The organism is Corynebacterium tuberculostearicum, assembly GCF_016894265.1.
GTDB classification, from domain to species: Bacteria; Actinomycetota; Actinomycetes; order Mycobacteriales; family Mycobacteriaceae; genus Corynebacterium; species Corynebacterium tuberculostearicum_D.
Genome location: NZ_CP069791.1, coordinates 783,355 through 799,291, shown reverse-complemented (window position 1 = coordinate 799,291; position 15,937 = coordinate 783,355). Strand labels below are relative to the sequence as shown.

The 15,937-nt window shown below is 57.5% G+C and carries 13 protein-coding genes; 8 read left to right on the top strand and 5 right to left on the bottom strand.

The genetic code is table 11. The features are described from left to right. The first annotated feature begins 13 nt into the window (after window positions 1-13). Window positions 14-1,513, top strand: a complete 1,500-nt coding sequence (locus I6J28_RS03910; protein WP_204610921.1) for a glycosyltransferase 87 family protein — start codon at window positions 14-16, stop codon at window positions 1,511-1,513. A gap of 24 nt (window positions 1,514-1,537) precedes the next feature. On the opposite strand, the gene I6J28_RS03905 is transcribed toward I6J28_RS03910, so the two are convergent. From I6J28_RS03905 to I6J28_RS03895, 3 genes are all read right to left on the bottom strand, one after another. Then, a complete protein-coding gene (locus tag I6J28_RS03905) occupies window positions 1,538-2,674 on the bottom strand; it encodes a glutamate--cysteine ligase (RefSeq protein WP_204610920.1) in 1,137 nt (378 codons plus the stop codon). Between the two features lie 179 nt (window positions 2,675-2,853). Further along, window positions 2,854-3,663 carry a LytR C-terminal domain-containing protein gene (locus I6J28_RS03900; protein WP_239454656.1) on the bottom strand — a complete coding sequence of 270 codons (810 nt, stop codon included), beginning with the start codon at window positions 3,661-3,663 and terminating at the stop codon, window positions 2,854-2,856. A gap of 23 nt (window positions 3,664-3,686) precedes the next feature. Continuing rightward, window positions 3,687-3,962 carry a DUF3263 domain-containing protein gene (locus I6J28_RS03895; protein WP_005325609.1) on the bottom strand — a complete coding sequence of 92 codons (276 nt, stop codon included), beginning with the start codon at window positions 3,960-3,962 and terminating at the stop codon, window positions 3,687-3,689. Between I6J28_RS03895 and I6J28_RS03890 the strand changes: the two genes are divergently transcribed. The 5 genes from I6J28_RS03890 to I6J28_RS03870 all read left to right on the top strand — a co-directional run bounded on the left by I6J28_RS03890 (window position 3,961) and on the right by I6J28_RS03870 (window position 11,338). After that, on the top strand, window positions 3,961-4,584 hold the full coding sequence (locus tag I6J28_RS03890) for a peptide deformylase (RefSeq protein ID WP_005325608.1): 624 nt from the start codon (window positions 3,961-3,963) through the stop codon (window positions 4,582-4,584). The two genes, I6J28_RS03895 and I6J28_RS03890, sit on opposite strands and share 2 nt — an antisense overlap. Then, window positions 4,584-5,573: an N-acetylglutamate synthase, CG3035 family gene (locus tag I6J28_RS03885; RefSeq protein WP_204610919.1), complete on the top strand. Its 990-nt coding sequence runs from the start codon at window positions 4,584-4,586 to the stop codon at window positions 5,571-5,573. Before I6J28_RS03890 ends, I6J28_RS03885 begins: the two co-directional genes overlap by 1 nt. Before the next feature lie 89 nt (window positions 5,574-5,662). Then, the gene (locus tag I6J28_RS03880; RefSeq protein WP_204610918.1) at window positions 5,663-6,472 is read left to right on the top strand and encodes an exodeoxyribonuclease III; all 810 of its coding nucleotides are present in this window, start codon (window positions 5,663-5,665) and stop codon (window positions 6,470-6,472) included. Beyond that, complete coding sequence (gene cls, locus I6J28_RS03875; protein ID WP_204610917.1) at window positions 6,473-7,936, top strand: cardiolipin synthase; 1,464 nt, start codon at window positions 6,473-6,475, stop codon at window positions 7,934-7,936. It begins immediately after the preceding gene. A 318-nt stretch (window positions 7,937-8,254) separates the two neighbouring features. Next, complete coding sequence (locus tag I6J28_RS03870; protein ID WP_204610916.1) at window positions 8,255-11,338, top strand: N-6 DNA methylase; 3,084 nt, start codon at window positions 8,255-8,257, stop codon at window positions 11,336-11,338. A 345-nt stretch (window positions 11,339-11,683) separates the two neighbouring features. Here the strand turns inward: I6J28_RS03870 and I6J28_RS03865 are convergent, their stop codons facing one another. Next, on the bottom strand, window positions 11,684-13,027 hold the full coding sequence (locus I6J28_RS03865) for an IS256 family transposase (RefSeq protein ID WP_204610915.1): 1,344 nt from the start codon (window positions 13,025-13,027) through the stop codon (window positions 11,684-11,686). Between the two features lie 89 nt (window positions 13,028-13,116). On the opposite strand from I6J28_RS03865, the gene I6J28_RS03860 reads away from it, so the two are divergent. Beyond that, window positions 13,117-14,019 (top strand): hypothetical protein, encoded by a 903-nt coding sequence (locus I6J28_RS03860; protein WP_204610914.1) that lies wholly within the window; start codon window positions 13,117-13,119, stop codon window positions 14,017-14,019. A gap of 222 nt (window positions 14,020-14,241) precedes the next feature. Here the strand turns inward: I6J28_RS03860 and I6J28_RS03855 are convergent, their stop codons facing one another. Continuing rightward, a complete protein-coding gene (locus I6J28_RS03855; protein WP_204610912.1) occupies window positions 14,242-14,481 on the bottom strand; it encodes a DUF3923 family protein in 240 nt (79 codons plus the stop codon). A 224-nt stretch (window positions 14,482-14,705) separates the two neighbouring features. On the opposite strand from I6J28_RS03855, the gene I6J28_RS03850 reads away from it, so the two are divergent. Continuing rightward, entirely contained in the window at window positions 14,706-15,680 is a 975-nt protein-coding gene (locus I6J28_RS03850; RefSeq protein WP_204610910.1) for a hypothetical protein, read from the top strand. Window positions 15,681-15,937: the final 257 nt, after the last annotated feature.

Below are 15,937 nucleotides of genomic sequence, written 5' to 3'. Positions count from 1 at the left end.
GACGCTTTTCACCGTGAAAAAGCTTTATGGGCTTCCCACTGTGGTGACTTTGCTCGCCGCCCTTATCGGCGTCATCGTCTACCGCTTCAGCATCTTCGACGGCAATAGCGCCTTTGTGTGGCGCGTCCCCCTGGATCTGAAGATTTATTGGCTCGCCGGCGGAGAGGTGGCCCAAGGCGCGGATCTCTACGATAACGCCTACATCGGCGACCTGCCTTTTACCTATCCGCCCTTTTCCGGCACTCTTTTCACGTGGCTTTCCAGGCTTGCCGACGCCCCCTTGATCCTTCTCTGGCAGGGCGGCACCGCCCTCGCCTTGTTCACGGTTATTATGCTGGTCCTGCGCGAGCGCGGCCTCAAGCTCTCCCCGGCAATTTGGCTGCTGGGCGTTTTGCTGCTGTGCTGCACCCCGGCGAATGAACCGGTGCACGGCACCTTATTCTTTGGCCAGATCAACATCTTTTTGATGCTGCTGGTGGCCTTGGACATCCTCCCGCGCAAGCGCGCTCTTCCCGGCATCGGCATTGGTTTGGCCGCGGGTATGAAGCTCACCCCGGCCTATATGGGTCTGGTCTTGCTCTTCCAGAAGCGCTGGTGGCAAGCGATCATCGCCATCCTTACCTTCGCGGTGACCGTTGCCATTGGTTTCGTGACCATTCCGGATGCCGCCGATTTCTGGACCGACGCTATCTTTAAGTCCTCCCGCGTGGGCGAGCACACCAACCCAGGTGCGCAGTCCATTCGCTCGGTGATGGTCCGCGCATGGGGCATCGATGGCGGCTGGATCTGGCTCGCCGCCGTGGTCGTGGTCTTCATCTTGACCTGCCTGGCGCTGCGCACCGCGATGAAGCACCGCAATAATTCCGCCGCACTCGCGCTTGCCGGCATCAGCTCCTGCTTGGTCTCCCCCTTCTCTTGGTATCACCACTGGGTGTGGACGGTGCCGCTGGCCGTCGTCGTGCTGGTTGCCGTCAACCAAGGTCTGGGCAAGCGCCTGCCCGGCATCCTCGGCGCGCAGGTCGCTGGCTTCGTGTCGGTGCTCGCTATGTGTGCGGTAACCATGCCGTTTATCTCCGCACCCGTGTGGCTATCTGCGGCTAGCCGCTCGCTCAACCACTGGGATCTGCAGCCGTGGGGAACGTTGGCCTTCACCGGCGCCGGCGTCCTCTTTATCGCCTTCTACGCGGTGTGGGGTTTTATTCCTGGCAACCAGCCGGAAGAGGAAGCGCCCGCCCCGGGCCGCCACCACTTACCTGCGCAGCCCACTGGCGCAAAGCCCGCTGGTGCGCAACCTGCTTCCGCGGAGGCCGGAGCACTCCCGGCGCGCTCGTTTAATACGGCAGCTACGAGCCGGAGGGGCCAGGGTCATCCACGGGCAGCGCAACCCGTCAGCGATGAAACGGCAGAAATGCCCGCGGTAGGGCCGGAAACGCGCGCGTTCCCGGCGGCTCAGGACATCACCGATATCCCCGATATCCCGGCCTACGGTCGCCATTCACGCTCCGAGGACTAGCCCCGGGCCCGCCTGCCCGCCGCTTTAGAGCGGGCGGAAGGTGTGCAACTCGCGGCAGGTCTCTTCGACCACCTCGCGCCAGCTGCCCGTCTCTTTAAAGAGACGGCGCTGCCGCTCATAGCCGGCTCCGCCATCGATAATTTCGTGGATGAGCTTTAACTCGTTGACGCATCCCAGCTCGCGCGCAATGGGGCTAAACTCATCCACCATCTCCGCTAACTCGTCCTTAACCCAGGCCTCATCGGTCTCGCGGGAGGTAATCACCAGCGCGTCCATGCCATAGCGGGCACCGCGCCACTTATTTTCTGCCACGTGCCAGGGCTGCAGGGTGGGAAGGGGCTCCGCGGCGTCGATAAGCCGGTCGTAGTACACCACCAAGCAGTGAGTGAGCGCCACGATGGCGGAGAGCTCGCGCAGGTTGGACGTCGCATCAGAGACGCGCACCTCCACCGTGCCCCACTTGGACGCCGGCCGAATATCAAAGTGCATGGAACCGGTGTGATTAATAACGCCGGAAATGGCCTGGTCGCGCATATAGGACTGCCACTCGGCCCAATCGCGGAATTGATACGGCATGCCTGCGGTGGGCAGCTGTTGGTACAGCATGGTGCGGTTGGAGGCATAGCCGGTATCGAGGCCCTCCCACCCGGGCGAGCACGCAGAAATGGCCAGCAGGTGGGGGTACTTGGTCATCAGCGCATTGATGATGCGCCATACGCGGTCCTCGTGGCTAACGCCCACGTGCACGTGCGTGCCCCAAAGCAGCATCTGCTTGCCCCAGTACTGGGTGCGCGCGATGATTTCTTGATAGCTGGGCTTATCCGAAAGCGGGTTCTCCCGGAAGTCCGTAAACGGGTGGCCACCAGAGGCCCAGACGTCTACGCCCAGTTTATCGGCTGCTTCTTCCACTGCCTTCAGGGAAGTGTTCAGGTCAGCGATGGCTTCCGGCACGGTATGGCAGACGCCGGTGACCAGCTCCACCGTGTTCTGGAGAAATTCCTTTTCCAGATGAATCTCGGGGTGGGTTGCAGTGGCGAGGTCAATGAGTTCTGCGCCGCGCGGGACAAGGTCGCGCGTGCCACGGTCCACGAGCGCCACCTCCCATTCCACGCCGAGCGTTGGTTCGGGAGAGCGGGCGAATTGTTCTGCCGGGATCTTCACCCATTCAGCTTAACGGGTGACAGGTATTAAGAAGTGAATTTTATTTAACCTGTTCGCACCGGCGGGCCTGCGGGCGCGGAAAAGGTCAGATCACAAAAGTCCAAGGCCTTCGGTCGAAGAACTTTGGTGTTTCTCTTCGGCCGGATGGCCTTGGACTTTAAATTAGGTGCGCGGCTTGCTTAGGCCTGCGGAACCGCCAGGGCGACGACGACGGCGCCGTCATCGGTTGCTTCCTTAGGCAAATCGCGGTTCATCGGGGCGATATCGGCCTGGTAGCGGGCGGCGACCTCCTTAGCCAGTGCTTCAGCGGAGGTATCACCTTCTGGGAAGAAGACGGTGGTCTTCGGGACGGTAAGGACGTCGCCAGGCAGGTTACCTACGTAGCCAACCTTGAAGCCGCCCCCCTTGAGGGAATCGGCTTCCTTCTTGGCCTTGTCTACCTCGCCGGAGTTATTGAGAACGCTGACCTTAATATCGTTGCGGTCGCGCGCGGCGGAGTGGGCGTTCTCCTCGCCTGCGGCGGCTTCTCCCCCGGCCGCGGCTCCCTCATCGGCAGCGCCGGAGGCAGCTCGGTCGCCTGCGCCGTCGCCTTCGCCCTCACCTGGTGCCGGTGCGGGGGCAGGGGCGCTCGCACCCTCGGAAGCGCCTGGCGCGCCAGGGGCACGGGAGCCTGCGGCGTCGGGGCCGGCAGATCCTTCGGGCGCGGCACCGATGGTGGAACCGGTGGAGTTTTCCTGCTTGCTCTCGGAGGCAACGGTGGAGTCATCGTCGCCTGAGGTCATGGAGTACAAAGCCCAGAGTCCGAGCATAACGGCCACGGCGATGAGGACCATCGCCAGGCCGCGCAGCGGGAGGCCGCCCTTTTTAGCGTGCGCGCCACCACCAGCGGGGCGCTTAGCTGCACGGGAAGCGGACGCACCGGCAGCAGAGCCGGCGCGGATTTCGTCGGATACCTTGTCGGTCGAATTTTCCGGATTCACATTAGTCACATACGCAACACTAGTACCCAGAATTAACTATCTGGGGTATTTCCCCGCGCGGCGCGCCGCGTGTCTTCTCGCTCCTCGCGCAGGCGCCGCAGCCGTGCGACCAGAAGCGGGTGGGATTGGGCGGCCGCGGGGGCGTCGAGAAGCAGGTTAAGGCGCTGGTGGTAGCGCACCGGGGAGATGTCCAGCTGCGCACGGATGGCCTCTTCCTTGCGGCCGATGCTGCGCGGCGCGGTTTCCTCGAAGTCCAAAATGGCGGCGTCTAGGTCAGACAAGGGGTTCATGCCTAAACTGTAAGGCATGACTATTCGCCCCATCGTTATCCACGGCGAGACCGTGCTTCACGAACCCACCCAACCGGTGGAAGAATCCGAGATTTCCACCCCGGAAATGCAGCAGCTCATCGCGGACATGTATGAAACCATGGACGCCGCCAATGGCGTGGGCCTGGCCGCTAACCAGGTAGGAATTGGCAAGCGCCTCTTTGTCTACCACTGCCCCGATACGGATGGCCCCAATGGCACCGAGCTGCCGTCCGAAGAGGCGGGCATGCGCAAGGGCTGCGTCATTAACCCCGTGCTGGAGACCTCCGAGATTCCAGAAACCATGCCGGCCGACGACGGCTCCGATGACGAGGGTTGCCTCTCCGTGCCGGGCGAGGGCTTTCCCACCGGCCGCGCCGACTGGGCGCGCGTGACCGGCAAGGACGAAAACGGCAATGACATTTCCGTCGAGGGTTATGGCTTTTTCGCCCGCTGCCTGCAGCACGAGACCGGCCACCTCGATGGTTTCCTCTACACCGATACCCTCATTGGCCGCTATAAGCGCCAGGCCAAGAAGGCCATTAAGCGCCACGGCTGGACCGAGCCAGGTTATTCCTGGGTACCGGGTGAGGACGCCGATCCCTTCGGCCACGACGACTAATGTCACGCATTTTCCGCTCCGATGCCGTCCAAGTGGGCGAGCGCGTGGTGGCCCGGCGCGACTTCGGCGATGTGCATAGCGATGTCATTGGGCACGTACTGAGCCTCAATCCGCTGGTCATTCGCCCACAAGAGGTCGGCGGCTACCCCTCCGACCTGGAGGCGGTGGAGATCCCGCCGGAGCAGCTGAAGATCATTAAACGCCTCTCCCCGCGCATGGTCCGCAATTCCGATATCCGCGCAGTGGAGGTTGCCGCGGCCTCGGCCTTCCCCGGCACAGACCACGCCTGGACCAGCGATGGTTCCTGGCTACTGCGCGCGAGCGACGGGGTTTCCGGCCACTCCAACTCGGCCGTGCCCCTTGGCCCTTCCGCGGGCTTTACTCCAGTGCCGTTGGAAGAGATTAAGGCCTTCTACGCCCGCCACAACCTTCCGGTGCGCCTGCTAGTCCCGGAGCGCATTGGCAAGCCGGCCGAGCGCCTGCTCGCCGACCCCGCCTGGGAGACCGAGCCAGAGATCCTCGCTATGGTCCTGCGGGATCTGCCCACGCTTGCCGACGCCCCCTCTCCCTCCCCCACCTTCCACCTCACCGCCCAGCCCGATGACGAGTGGCTGGCGATGTATCAATCCCGCACCGATACCCTTTCTGCCGAGGCGTTGCAGAGCCTTGGCTCTCACGTCGAGGGAACGCTCGGCTTTGGCCGCCTGGCCATCGATGGCGAGACCGTCGCCATTGCCCGCGGCGCCCTGAGCGAATCCGGCGATGGCACCACGTGGCTGGGTCTTTCTGACATCGAGGTAGCCAAGGACTTCCGGCGCCGCGGATACGGCACGCTCGCGCTCCAGCACCTGCTGCACTGGGGCCACGACAACGGCGCTGAGCACGCGTACCTCACCGTCCCGGCCTCGAATATCGCCGGCGTGCGGCTGGCGGAGAAGCTCGGTTTCATCGAGCAACACCGGCGCATCTACGCCCGCCTGCGCGACTAGCTCTCCGCGCTGCGGACTTCCGGTCTGGGCGGTGAGCCTTATGGGACTGCCCGCTGACCTTGCTACAGCGGGCAGGTAACCTATGTGGCATGCGCATCGCCACGTGGAATATTAACTCCGTTCGTACCCGCACACAGCGGGCGCTGGACCTTATCTCCAAGCACGACATCGATGTTTTGTGCCTGCAAGAAACTAAGGTAAAAGACGATAAGTTTCCACGCGAGGCCTTCGAGGACGCGGGCCTACATGTCACCTGCCACGGGCTCAACCAGTGGAACGGCGTGGCCATTGTGTCCAAGGAAGAGCCCGAGGACGTCTTTATCGGCTTTCCGGGCCAGCCAGGCTTTGCCAAAGATCCAGAAAAGCCGCAAGACCGTGAGGCCCGAGCACTAGGGGCGCGCATCCGTGGCGTAGAAATCTGGTCTCTCTACGTGCCCAACGGCCGCGAGATTACGGACCGCCACTACGACTACAAGCTGGACTTTCTCTATCACTTGGCGCGCTATGCAGAAGATCATGCGCAATCCAAGCTGCTTATGACCGGTGATTTCAATATTGCCCCGCGCGATGAAGACGTGTGGGATATTGAGGCATTCCGCGGCAAGACTCATGTCACCGAGCCAGAGCGCGCCGCGTTCCAGATGCTGGAAGAAGCCGGCCTCGAGGAAGTTACCCGCCGGTTCACGGAGGACCAGCGCTATACCTACTTCGATTACAAAGGCATGCGCTTCCAAAAGAACGAGGGCATGCGCATCGACTTCCAGTTGGCTTCAGCCCCGCTTGCCAAGCATGTGACCGGCGCGCAGGTAGACATGGTGGAGCGCGCCGGCGATAAAACCTCTGATCATTGCCCGCTTATCGCAGATTACGATCTGCCCGATTTCGATTCCGTTCGTTAAATGTCTTGGTCTCTTGATCTCAGCTTCTGGCAGCTCGTATTCCTGATCCTTGATTACGGCATCAAGATTATTGCCGTTGGTTTTGTGCCGGAAGGCCGTCGGCCTTCCAGTTCCACCGCGTGGCTATTGGCTATTCTGGTGCTGCCATTTATCGGCCTGCCGCTGTTTTTGCTCATGGGATCGCCGTATATCAACCGGCGTCGCCACCGCATCCAGCAAGAAGCCAATGAGAAGATTGAAAACGTCACAGCCCGCACCCCGGATCATCCGCAGGGCCTCCTTTCGGCGGAAGTAGAGTCGGTTATTCGGCTCAACCGCGAGCTGACCGGGTTCCCAGCATTGGTGGGCCATAACCTTGGCCTGCACGCGGATTATGACGAGTCCATTCGCGCCATTACCGCCGCTATTGACCGCGCCGAGAAGTACGTATCCATCGAGATCTACATCCAGTCCTGGGATGAGACCACAGACGTCTTCTTTGAGTCGCTGCGCAGGGCTACCGCCCGAGGTGTAAAGGTGCGCTTGCTCTTGGATCAGATCGGCAGCTTCAAGTACAAGGGCTACTTCACGCTGGGCAAGCGGCTAACGGAGATAGGCGTCGACTGGCATCTCATGCTGCCCATCCAGCTCCACAAGGGCCGCTTCCGCCGCCCTGACCTGCGCAATCACCGCAAGCTGGTGATTATCGATGGCAAGGTGGGCTTTATTGGCTCGCTGAATATGATTAAGCGCCAGTACAAGACCAAGGACCGCTACTGGATTGACTACATGGTGGAGCTTTCCGGCCCGATTGTGACCTCCATGTCCGCAATCTTCGCCGTGGATTGGTACCTCGAGGCAGAAGAGAACCTGCCACTGGATGAGCTGCCCTATGACGACGCCCAGACTGCCGACGCCAACCACCTCCAGATAATCCCCTCCGGGCCGGGTTACACCACTGAGCCAAACCTGCGCATGTTCAACTCCCTGGTACACCACGCCAAGGACCGGCTGGTGCTGTGCTCGCCCTACTTCGTCCCGGATGAATCCCTGCTGGAGGCCGTGACCACCGCCTGCTACCGCGGCGTGGACGTGGAGCTTTATGTATCGGCAAAGGCGGACCAGTTTATGGTCAACCACGCCCAATCCTCTTACTACCAGGCGCTGCTGGAGGCGGGCGTGCGCATCTACCAATTCCCCTACCCCTTTGTGCTGCACTCCAAGTTCATCATCACCGACCCGGATGATCCGGGCCGCGATCCGTTGTGCATGTTTGGCTCTTCTAATATGGACCCGCGCTCGTTCGGCCTAAATTACGAATCCACCATGCTGGTGGCCAAGGGAGACCTCATTGACCAGTTCAACCAGCTCGTGGCCAATTACCGCGCCGTATGCCACGAGCTGACCCTTGAGGAGTGGAATGAGCGCGGCTTCATCCGCCGCTACGTGGATAACGTCATGCGCCTAACTTCTGCGCTGCAGTAAAGCGGGTACTGGCTGCAGCGGCTTCAACGAAGACTGCGCATATTTTCCCATCCGAAGGCACTTATCCTCAGGATTTTATCTGTGGGTTTAACTATTTTCCCAGGTGGCTTATAACTATGTCCCTGTAGATCTATATCCCCAGCCGATCAACCAACACAACCGTCATATTGTGGGTTACGGGTTTATACTCCCGCTTCGCCTTGCGGCTCGTTGGGCTGCCTGCCAAATCAAAGAATTGGTTGCCACCAACCAGCCCTTGTTGCGGGTGCGTCGTGAAAGAATCAACAACTAAGACTTACCTACCCACCTTAGAAAGCCATGACCACACCACAATCCCTGATTACTCGCCTGGCGTCTCCAGACGCCACTGGGCGCACTGAAGCTGATATTCAGTCTGACATCAAGACCCTGCTGATTACCGCCGACTTCGACCTGGATACCCCACGGTTGGAAGAGCAGATCGGAGATGGTTCTCGCCGACGAATCGACATCGCCACCGGCGCTACTGTCATCGAAGTGAAAAAACGGCTCACTAATGAGACCGCCGACGCGGACTACATCAACCAACTCGCTGGCTACGTCACTACCCGCATGAGTCAAGATGGTTCCCGTTACAACGGAATCCTCACCGACGGGAAAACCTGGTGGCTGTTCGAGCAGTCCCCCGCCGATGGCTCCTTCGCTCGGCGCAGCACCTTCGAGCTTGCCCCGGGAGCCACCGGGGTCGGGCTTATTGAATGGCTCCAAGCCGTGCTGGCTACTCGGAGCAACATCACCCCCACCCACGCCAACATTGAAAGCCTGCTCGGAGCCTCCTCCCCCGCCTACGACCAGGACGTGGCCTACCTGTTGGACTTGTATGCCCAAGTTCGTACCAACCCTACTGTGGGATTAAAACGCGACCTGTGGGCACGTTTGCTGCGCAGTGCGCTGGGTACCGGCTTCGATACGGACAACGACAAACTGTTCATCGATCACACCCTGCTGGTGGTTGAAGCCTCTGTGATTGGTCACGCCGTGATGGAGCTTCCCCTCGACGATCTGCTCCAACACCCCGAGCGCCTGCTTAGTGGTGACGAGTTTCGGCAGGCCGGGATCTACAACGTTATTGAGTCCGGTTTCTTCGACTGGATTCTTTTTGCCGAGGGAGGCGAGCAGTACCTCTCTCGCATCGTGAAACGTATTCAAATGTTCGACTGGTCAGACATTGACCACGATGTGCTGAAAATCCTCTACGAGTCGGTCATCAACGCCGATGTGCGTAAAGGCATGGGCGAGTACTACACCCCCGACTGGTTAGCCGAAGGGGTCACCGCCAAGGTGCTGGATAAACCGTTGGAGCAATCTGCTCTCGATCCAGCCTGCGGATCAGGAACGTTTGTCTTCCAAGCTATCCGACGCATCATCACTGCCGCCGAAGCCGCCGGGTGGGACTCTCCCACAATCGTCGAGCACGTCCAAAACCACGTTTTTGGCCTCGACATCCACCCCGTGTCCGTGCTTTTGGCCCGTGTGACCTACTTGCTTGCGCTCGGCGAACATCTCCAGGACCGTGGGGACGTGTGGGTACCGGTACACCTAGGCGACTCGATGCAGTGGTACCAACCCGGCGACCACGAGGAAAACGTCATCACCATCAACACCGAAGGCGTTGACTTGGCCGATGTTCAAAACGCCACCTTGTTCTCCATCGCCCGCACCCTCGCCTTCCCCCTGAACTCAATGGGCGACACGGACACCTTCGACCAGTTGGTCACCGCCATGACCGACCGAGCGAAAGAACACACGGACCCCACAACACCGCGACCCGAAGTTAAATCGGTCCTCAAGAAGTTCGGAATCACTCCGGGCACCAAGGACTACACCCTCCTGGCGGAAACCTTCGCCACCCTCTGCGACCTCAATGCTGAAGGACGCGATAGTATCTGGGGCTTCTACATCCGCAACCAAGTTCGCCCCCTGTGGCTATCCATGCCCAGCAGGCGAGTCGATGTACTCATCGGCAACCCACCGTGGGTGGCCTACCGGTACATGACCCCCGATCTTCAAGAGAAGTACCGAGCCTTCGCGAACCGCTACAACCTATGGCATGGCGGTAAAGTCGCCACTCAACAAGACCTGGTGGGACTTTTCATCACCCGAAGTGTGGCTAAGTACCTCAACGATGGTGGAACCTTCGGCTTTGTCACCCCGCTGGCTGTCTTGTCGCGGAAAGCCTACGAAGGCTTCCGGGCCGGTCGATGGGGAACGTACCTGCGCGGTGAGTTCACCGAAACCTGGGACCTAGACACGATGCGCCCACGCGGGTTCTTCCCCGTCCCCTCGGCAGTGGTGTTCGGCACGAGGCATACTTTCCATGACCCCACCAAGATTAGCGAGGAACCCGCCTGCGGGTTCCCACCCACCAAGAAGGTGCTGTCAGGACTGCGAGTCCGCAACGACTGGCCGGCCACCTACGAAGCGTTGACCATCACCGAGGCAAAAAACGTCGAATTGGGCACCGATGCTGGTGACCGCTCCCCCTACAACGAGGTCGTGGTCAACGGGGCCACGATATTCCCAAGGATGCTGTTTTTCGTCGAGGAACAGACCCAAACAACCTCCCGGCTGGGCAGGACGCAGGGAACCACCACAGTGGAGTCCTACCGCACCAAGCTGGAAAAAGAACCGTGGAAGTCCCAGCCGTCCTGGTCAGCCACCCTGCCCAGCAGGTACGTCTTCGACGTTCACCTCGGCTCCACGCTTGTCCCCTTCGGCCTATTGGAGCCGTGGCGGGCAGTGCTGCCCATTGATCGACAGCAGTTGATGGACGAGCAGCAGATCAACAACGCGGACAACGGTGTGCGGGACTGGTGGCGTGACGTGTCCCAGCGCTGGGAGGACAACAAAACCAAGCAATCCAGGCTGTCTTTGATGGATAACCTGGATTACCAGCGCAAGCTGTCGAAGCAGCTCAACACTGTAAAGCACCGGGTGGTCTACACGGCATCGGGAAACACTATTGCAGCAGCACGACTCGCCAATCCTCGTGCTCTCACAGAGCACGCGCTGTACTGGCTTCCGGCTAGTGGTGCGGATGAGGCAAAGTACCTCACCGCTATCCTTAACGCGCCGGTAACAACCGAGCTGGTAGCGGCATACCAGTCCCGAGGCCTGTTCGGGGGTCGGCACATTGATAAGAACGTATGGCGGTTGCCGATCCCGAAGTTCGACCCGGCCGATCCGCTGCATACGCAGCTAGTTGATCTCGCAGCCAAAGCTGAGGAAGTTGCAGCCGGGGTGGAGGCGGGAAACTATGGTTTTCAGAAACACCGCCAGCTCGTGCGTAACGCGCTCGCCGAGGCCGGGATCACCGAGCCAATGAATACGGCCGTGAAAACTCTTCTAGGCGAGGACGACTAGAAAAAGGGGTGTGGTCGCCTGCGGAGCTGCCGTGTCCACACCCTACGTCGCGTCTCTTATTTCTTGAGTAATCTACAGAACCGTAGGTAGAACTACACACGACCGGGCATATGCTTTAGCATATGCCTGAACATATGTCCTGCCATATAGCGGCCTGAAGGGCGTTCATAATCCGGATTCTGACTGCACATAGTTTCTGCTTCAAAGGGTGTTCGGTTTCTTGTTGGGATGTGCTTTCTTTTACCGGATGGAATTGGGGGTGAGTAGTAAAGAAAAGCGCAATGCCGGGGTACTATAAAATTCTTCCATCCGAGCGTGTCAAGTTGTTTGTGTGTGGGGCTGGGTTTATAGGTATTTGTCGAAGCGGTCGGGGTAGGCCACGGCCATTTGGTTGATGGCTTGTTTCCAGCCGGATACTCGGGCTCCTTCCATGAGTCTGCCGGCTGTTCTTGAGACTCGTTTACCTTGCTTTGCTCTCTTGGCGGCTCGCTTGTCTTCAATATTGCAGATCATCAACCACAGCGTCTTTAGGGCTGATTCATCGTTGGTGAACTGCACCCTGTTGCGAGTAGCTTTACGCAGCTCATTGTTAAAAGATTCAATGGAGTTCGTCGTATAGATCACCTTCCTAGCTGCTGGTGGGAACTGCAGAAACGGGACAAACCGCGCCCACGCGTCCTGCCAGACCTTGACTGAGCGGGGATACTTCTCACCCAGCTCGGAAGCCTCGAATTCGGCTAAAGCAGCCCTAGCTGTGGACTCGTCTGTGGCGGTGTAGACCTTCTTCAACGCGGCTGATACAGCCCGGCGATCCCCGTAGGCTACCCACCGGTTCGCGGCACGTATCAGGTGCACGATACAGGTTTGCACCATAGAGTTCGGCCAGGTTGCCTCGACTGCTTCTGGTAGGCCTTTCAGCCCGTCACAGCAGACGATAAAGACGTCTTTGACACCACGGTTAGAAAGATTGGCGCATACCTGCGCCCAAAATGAAGCGCCTTCTTCTTTGGCAATCCACAATCCTAAAATGTGTTTGATGCCGTCAAGGTCCACACCGATTGCCATGTACGCACTCTTGTTGACTACCCGGCCGCCATCGCGGACTTTAATGCGCAGCGCGTCCAGGAAAATGACCGGGTAGAACTCATCTAGCTGGCGGTTTTGCCAGACCATAACCTCATCCAAGACGGCGTCAGTAACCGCTGAAATCGTCTCATGGGAGATATCAACCCGCATCGCCGTTGCCATGTGGTGCTGGATATCCCTGATTGTCATCCCACCGGCGTACAAGCTGACAATCATGTCATCGACATCAGTTAAACGTCTCGAGCCTTTAGGGACCATAGTTGGGATAAACGTCCCAGTCCTGTCTCTGGGGATATCCACGGTGACCGGCCCGTAGTTAGAATCCACGGTCTTTGGATACGACCCGTTGCGGTGATTGTCTGTCCCAGCTGCAGCTTTGCCGCTCCTATCACCAGACTCGTAGCCGAGGTGGGCATCCATCTCGGCATTCAAACCCCTAGTAATCGAGGCTTGCAGCATGCCGCGAACCAGGTCATTGGCATCCGTTGTGGACGTGCCTAGGTCGTCAATCAGTTTCGCGATTTCAGGGTTAGCAAGAAGCTTCTTTTCAATCGCATCAATCTTGGCCTTATCGGCCGGATCTCGTCTCGCCACAGTAGTCATTCTGGCTTATCTCCTTATGCGGGATCGGTTCCCACACACAAACCATCAGACACTCTCTTCCATCCCCTGTTCTCTCAAGGAGATTTCTCATGAAAAAGCGAGCACTCGTCGCTGCTCTATGCTGCCTCTCTACCGCCTCGACAACCGTTGTTGCTGCCCCAATTGCTACCGCCCAGGCCGAGACCGCGAAGAAGACAATGGCTGACCAGTATCAGCCTATTTTCCCTGAACCGCATACTCCATTTGGAACTAATGACGATAAAACTGTAGAACGAATTTATTTTTCTGGGGTTCCCGAGGGGACAACGCTAGAAAGGATTAACTCAGAACCCTTGTCCGACATGATGGAGGGGGGAAACAAGTTACTTATCGACGTCCTTCCAGCATCTTTCTGGCTCCAGATTTTTCCGGACGCTAGAAGCTATGACAAAAATTTTGAGAAAACCATTAATCTTGCGGTGAACTATCCTGATGGATCAACTGAAGTCGTTACGCATACTTTCACTATCTATCCAGCGGAAAGGCACCAATACCTTCCTGAAATCAAAAATGACCTCATTGAGGTAGGTCAGAACACCCGCCTGGAGGTTTCAGAAATTCCGTCCTCTGCCACCGTGGCCCTCTTGCGGTCACCCGAAGACTGGAATGTAAAACAGGAGGGAAATGCGTTTACTGTCACTCCTCCGGTCGAGGGAAACGGGGAGTTCGTCTACAAGGTAACTTTCTCGGACGGAACTTCTAAGATCGTCACCAGCGATGTGTGGGCAGAAAAAGCCCCCAAGAACATCGATAACCCTGTGCGCCCTGGAAACGACGATTTTAATCCGTCGTCCCCTGTAAATGATGATAGGCCTTCTGCCCCTGTGGCTAGTGGTGGTTCTTCTACTGCTGGGATTATCGCCGGTGTTATCGGCGCAGTACTCGCTATTGCATTGTCCATTGGTGGCGCAGCCTTCGCGGGCCTTATCCCCGGTCTCAAGCTCCCCTTCTAAGAAGGGAAAATAAGAGCGCTCCCGATTGTGGGGCGCTCTTTTTCTTTGCTCGATGAACGTTATTCAGATGGGAACGTGCAGGTAGTTTTACACCTTCGGTACCATATGTTTAAGCATATGCATAAACATATGTCCCGCCATATGGCAAGACATATGACGAGACTAACGGGTGCGCTGATTTTCTAAAAAGGGAACTTACTTCCTCGGTTTAAGACGTAAACATTAAGGGCGGTGTGTAACTTTCTTCTCTGCGCGCTTGTTCAAAATGAACCACACGACCTGAATAACAAAGGGGATAAGGTAGGCAAATATTAAGATAGCGACATTTAACAACCTCAGCTCAATAGTTTGCTGAGCTCCTGCCGCATCCTCTGATCGCACCAACAGTAAGGCGGAAAGTGCTATAAAGCTCAGCACTTCAATGAGGGTAACAGTCCACCATAGAGCCCATGACAGTTTCACAAGTTTCTACCTCTCCCTAATGAGTGTGGGGGTAAGTTGAAGTTATTTCCCAAGCGTCAATCTAAGAAACAAATGTTTCCTATAAAACTTTTGCAGTGGAAATTGCTGCAAAATAATATACCACAAGGTTCATTCTGGATATGTGGCTAGCCTCTCGCGGTCGGCAGGTGGAACGAGGTCGATATCCTTAACAGAAGATTGCATACAACCATAAGGAATTCTTCATGGAAACAGAAAAGGGAACACCGGACAAGCTTCTTAGTCATACGAGTGGGCGATACGAAATTGCCAATGGGATGCTAGCGGTGGTGGCAGCTATTCTTGTTTTAGTTATAGCTTCCGCTGGCATGCTGCATTGGGGTTGGCAAGGTTGGGTGCTAATAGCGGTGTGCTTTGTAGATGCGCTCATCTTCATATCGCGCACATTCTGGATGCAGTGGGCGCGTGAGCAGGGAATGAAACTTACCGACGATAGAGGCGACTATGTCCTTGAGAGAACTACCGGTTTCGGATGGGCAGTTTTCCTAATCTTGGGAATTGTTGCGACTGCCCTAGGTAGTCCCATCTACGAGAATCCGGATAACCCAGTTGTTGGTTGGTTGATGGTCTTAATTCTCTGGACTCCTATTCCTAGTGTGGTTGGTTCCAGCATGGGAAAGCTGAAGGCGTACAAGGACGGTGGGGAAAGTGTCGCCTGGCCCTTTAAAGGAGGGAAGGCGTGGTTTGAACGCTTGGCCAACAAAATAGACGAGATAGGTTCCACCACTAATCCTTTTAGGAAGAATGATGCTCAACCTAAGAGATTTAGAAAAAAGATCCTGGGGTGGGGACAAAAGGTTCGAAGATGTGCCGACCGTAATGCTGTGCGCTGGGGGAATGTCTCGCTTGTCTTAATTCAAGGAGGTTCGTTTGCAGCGTTTCAGATCGTTTCAGTTAATGACGATGCAAAAGCAGCTACGTTGTTCTCCCTCCCGTTGGTGGGTATCGGGCTTCTCGGCCTTCTTTTAACTGTCGAGTTGTCTGGAGCAATAATTGTTTTCTATGGGATGTCTATTTTCCTTCTTGCTGGAGTGTTAATTGGAATCCCGGTCGAACGACTGCCGTTCCTTATTGCTGCGCAATTCATTTCTTTGACAGTTGCAGCGTGGGTATCGGCGCATATAAAGACGTCTCGTGGAAATGTGGACGAGAAAAAGTAAAAGTGGCGGACATTGTTCATGAAGCCCAGTACATGCACCTGTGCGCCCTATTTATCAAAGCCCAAGGCGACGGTGGAGACTACGAGTAAGAACTAGACGCCGCCAACAGTGCAGCCAAACACCTGCAAGTAATACTGGCAAGACTGCCCGCCACTTCCCCACTGACTCGCGATGCCGGCATACTAGCTAAGTTCGTACGCGCGGCGCAACGAAACCTGTCTCAAAAGCGTCCCGCAGATAATCCAGACGAACTTCTA

Excerpts from the sequence above, each read along its gene's own strand:
- I6J28_RS03880 (WP_204610918.1), top strand. The coding sequence starts at position 5,663 with ATGCGCATCGCCACGTGGAATATTAACTCCGTTCGTACCCGCACACAG.
- I6J28_RS03850 (WP_204610910.1), top strand. The coding sequence starts at position 14,706 with ATGGAAACAGAAAAGGGAACACCGGACAAGCTTCTTAGTCATACGAGT.
- I6J28_RS03870 (WP_204610916.1), top strand. The coding sequence starts at position 8,255 with ATGACCACACCACAATCCCTGATTACTCGCCTGGCGTCTCCAGACGCC.
- I6J28_RS03885 (WP_204610919.1), top strand. The coding sequence starts at position 4,584 with ATGTCACGCATTTTCCGCTCCGATGCCGTCCAAGTGGGCGAGCGCGTG.
- I6J28_RS03860 (WP_204610914.1), top strand. The coding sequence starts at position 13,117 with ATGAAAAAGCGAGCACTCGTCGCTGCTCTATGCTGCCTCTCTACCGCC.
- I6J28_RS03865 (WP_204610915.1), bottom strand. The coding sequence starts at position 13,027 with ATGACTACTGTGGCGAGACGAGATCCGGCCGATAAGGCCAAGATTGAT.
- I6J28_RS03890 (WP_005325608.1), top strand. The coding sequence starts at position 3,961 with ATGACTATTCGCCCCATCGTTATCCACGGCGAGACCGTGCTTCACGAA.
- cls (WP_204610917.1), top strand. The coding sequence starts at position 6,473 with ATGTCTTGGTCTCTTGATCTCAGCTTCTGGCAGCTCGTATTCCTGATC.
- I6J28_RS03895 (WP_005325609.1), bottom strand. The coding sequence starts at position 3,962 with ATGCCTTACAGTTTAGGCATGAACCCCTTGTCTGACCTAGACGCCGCC.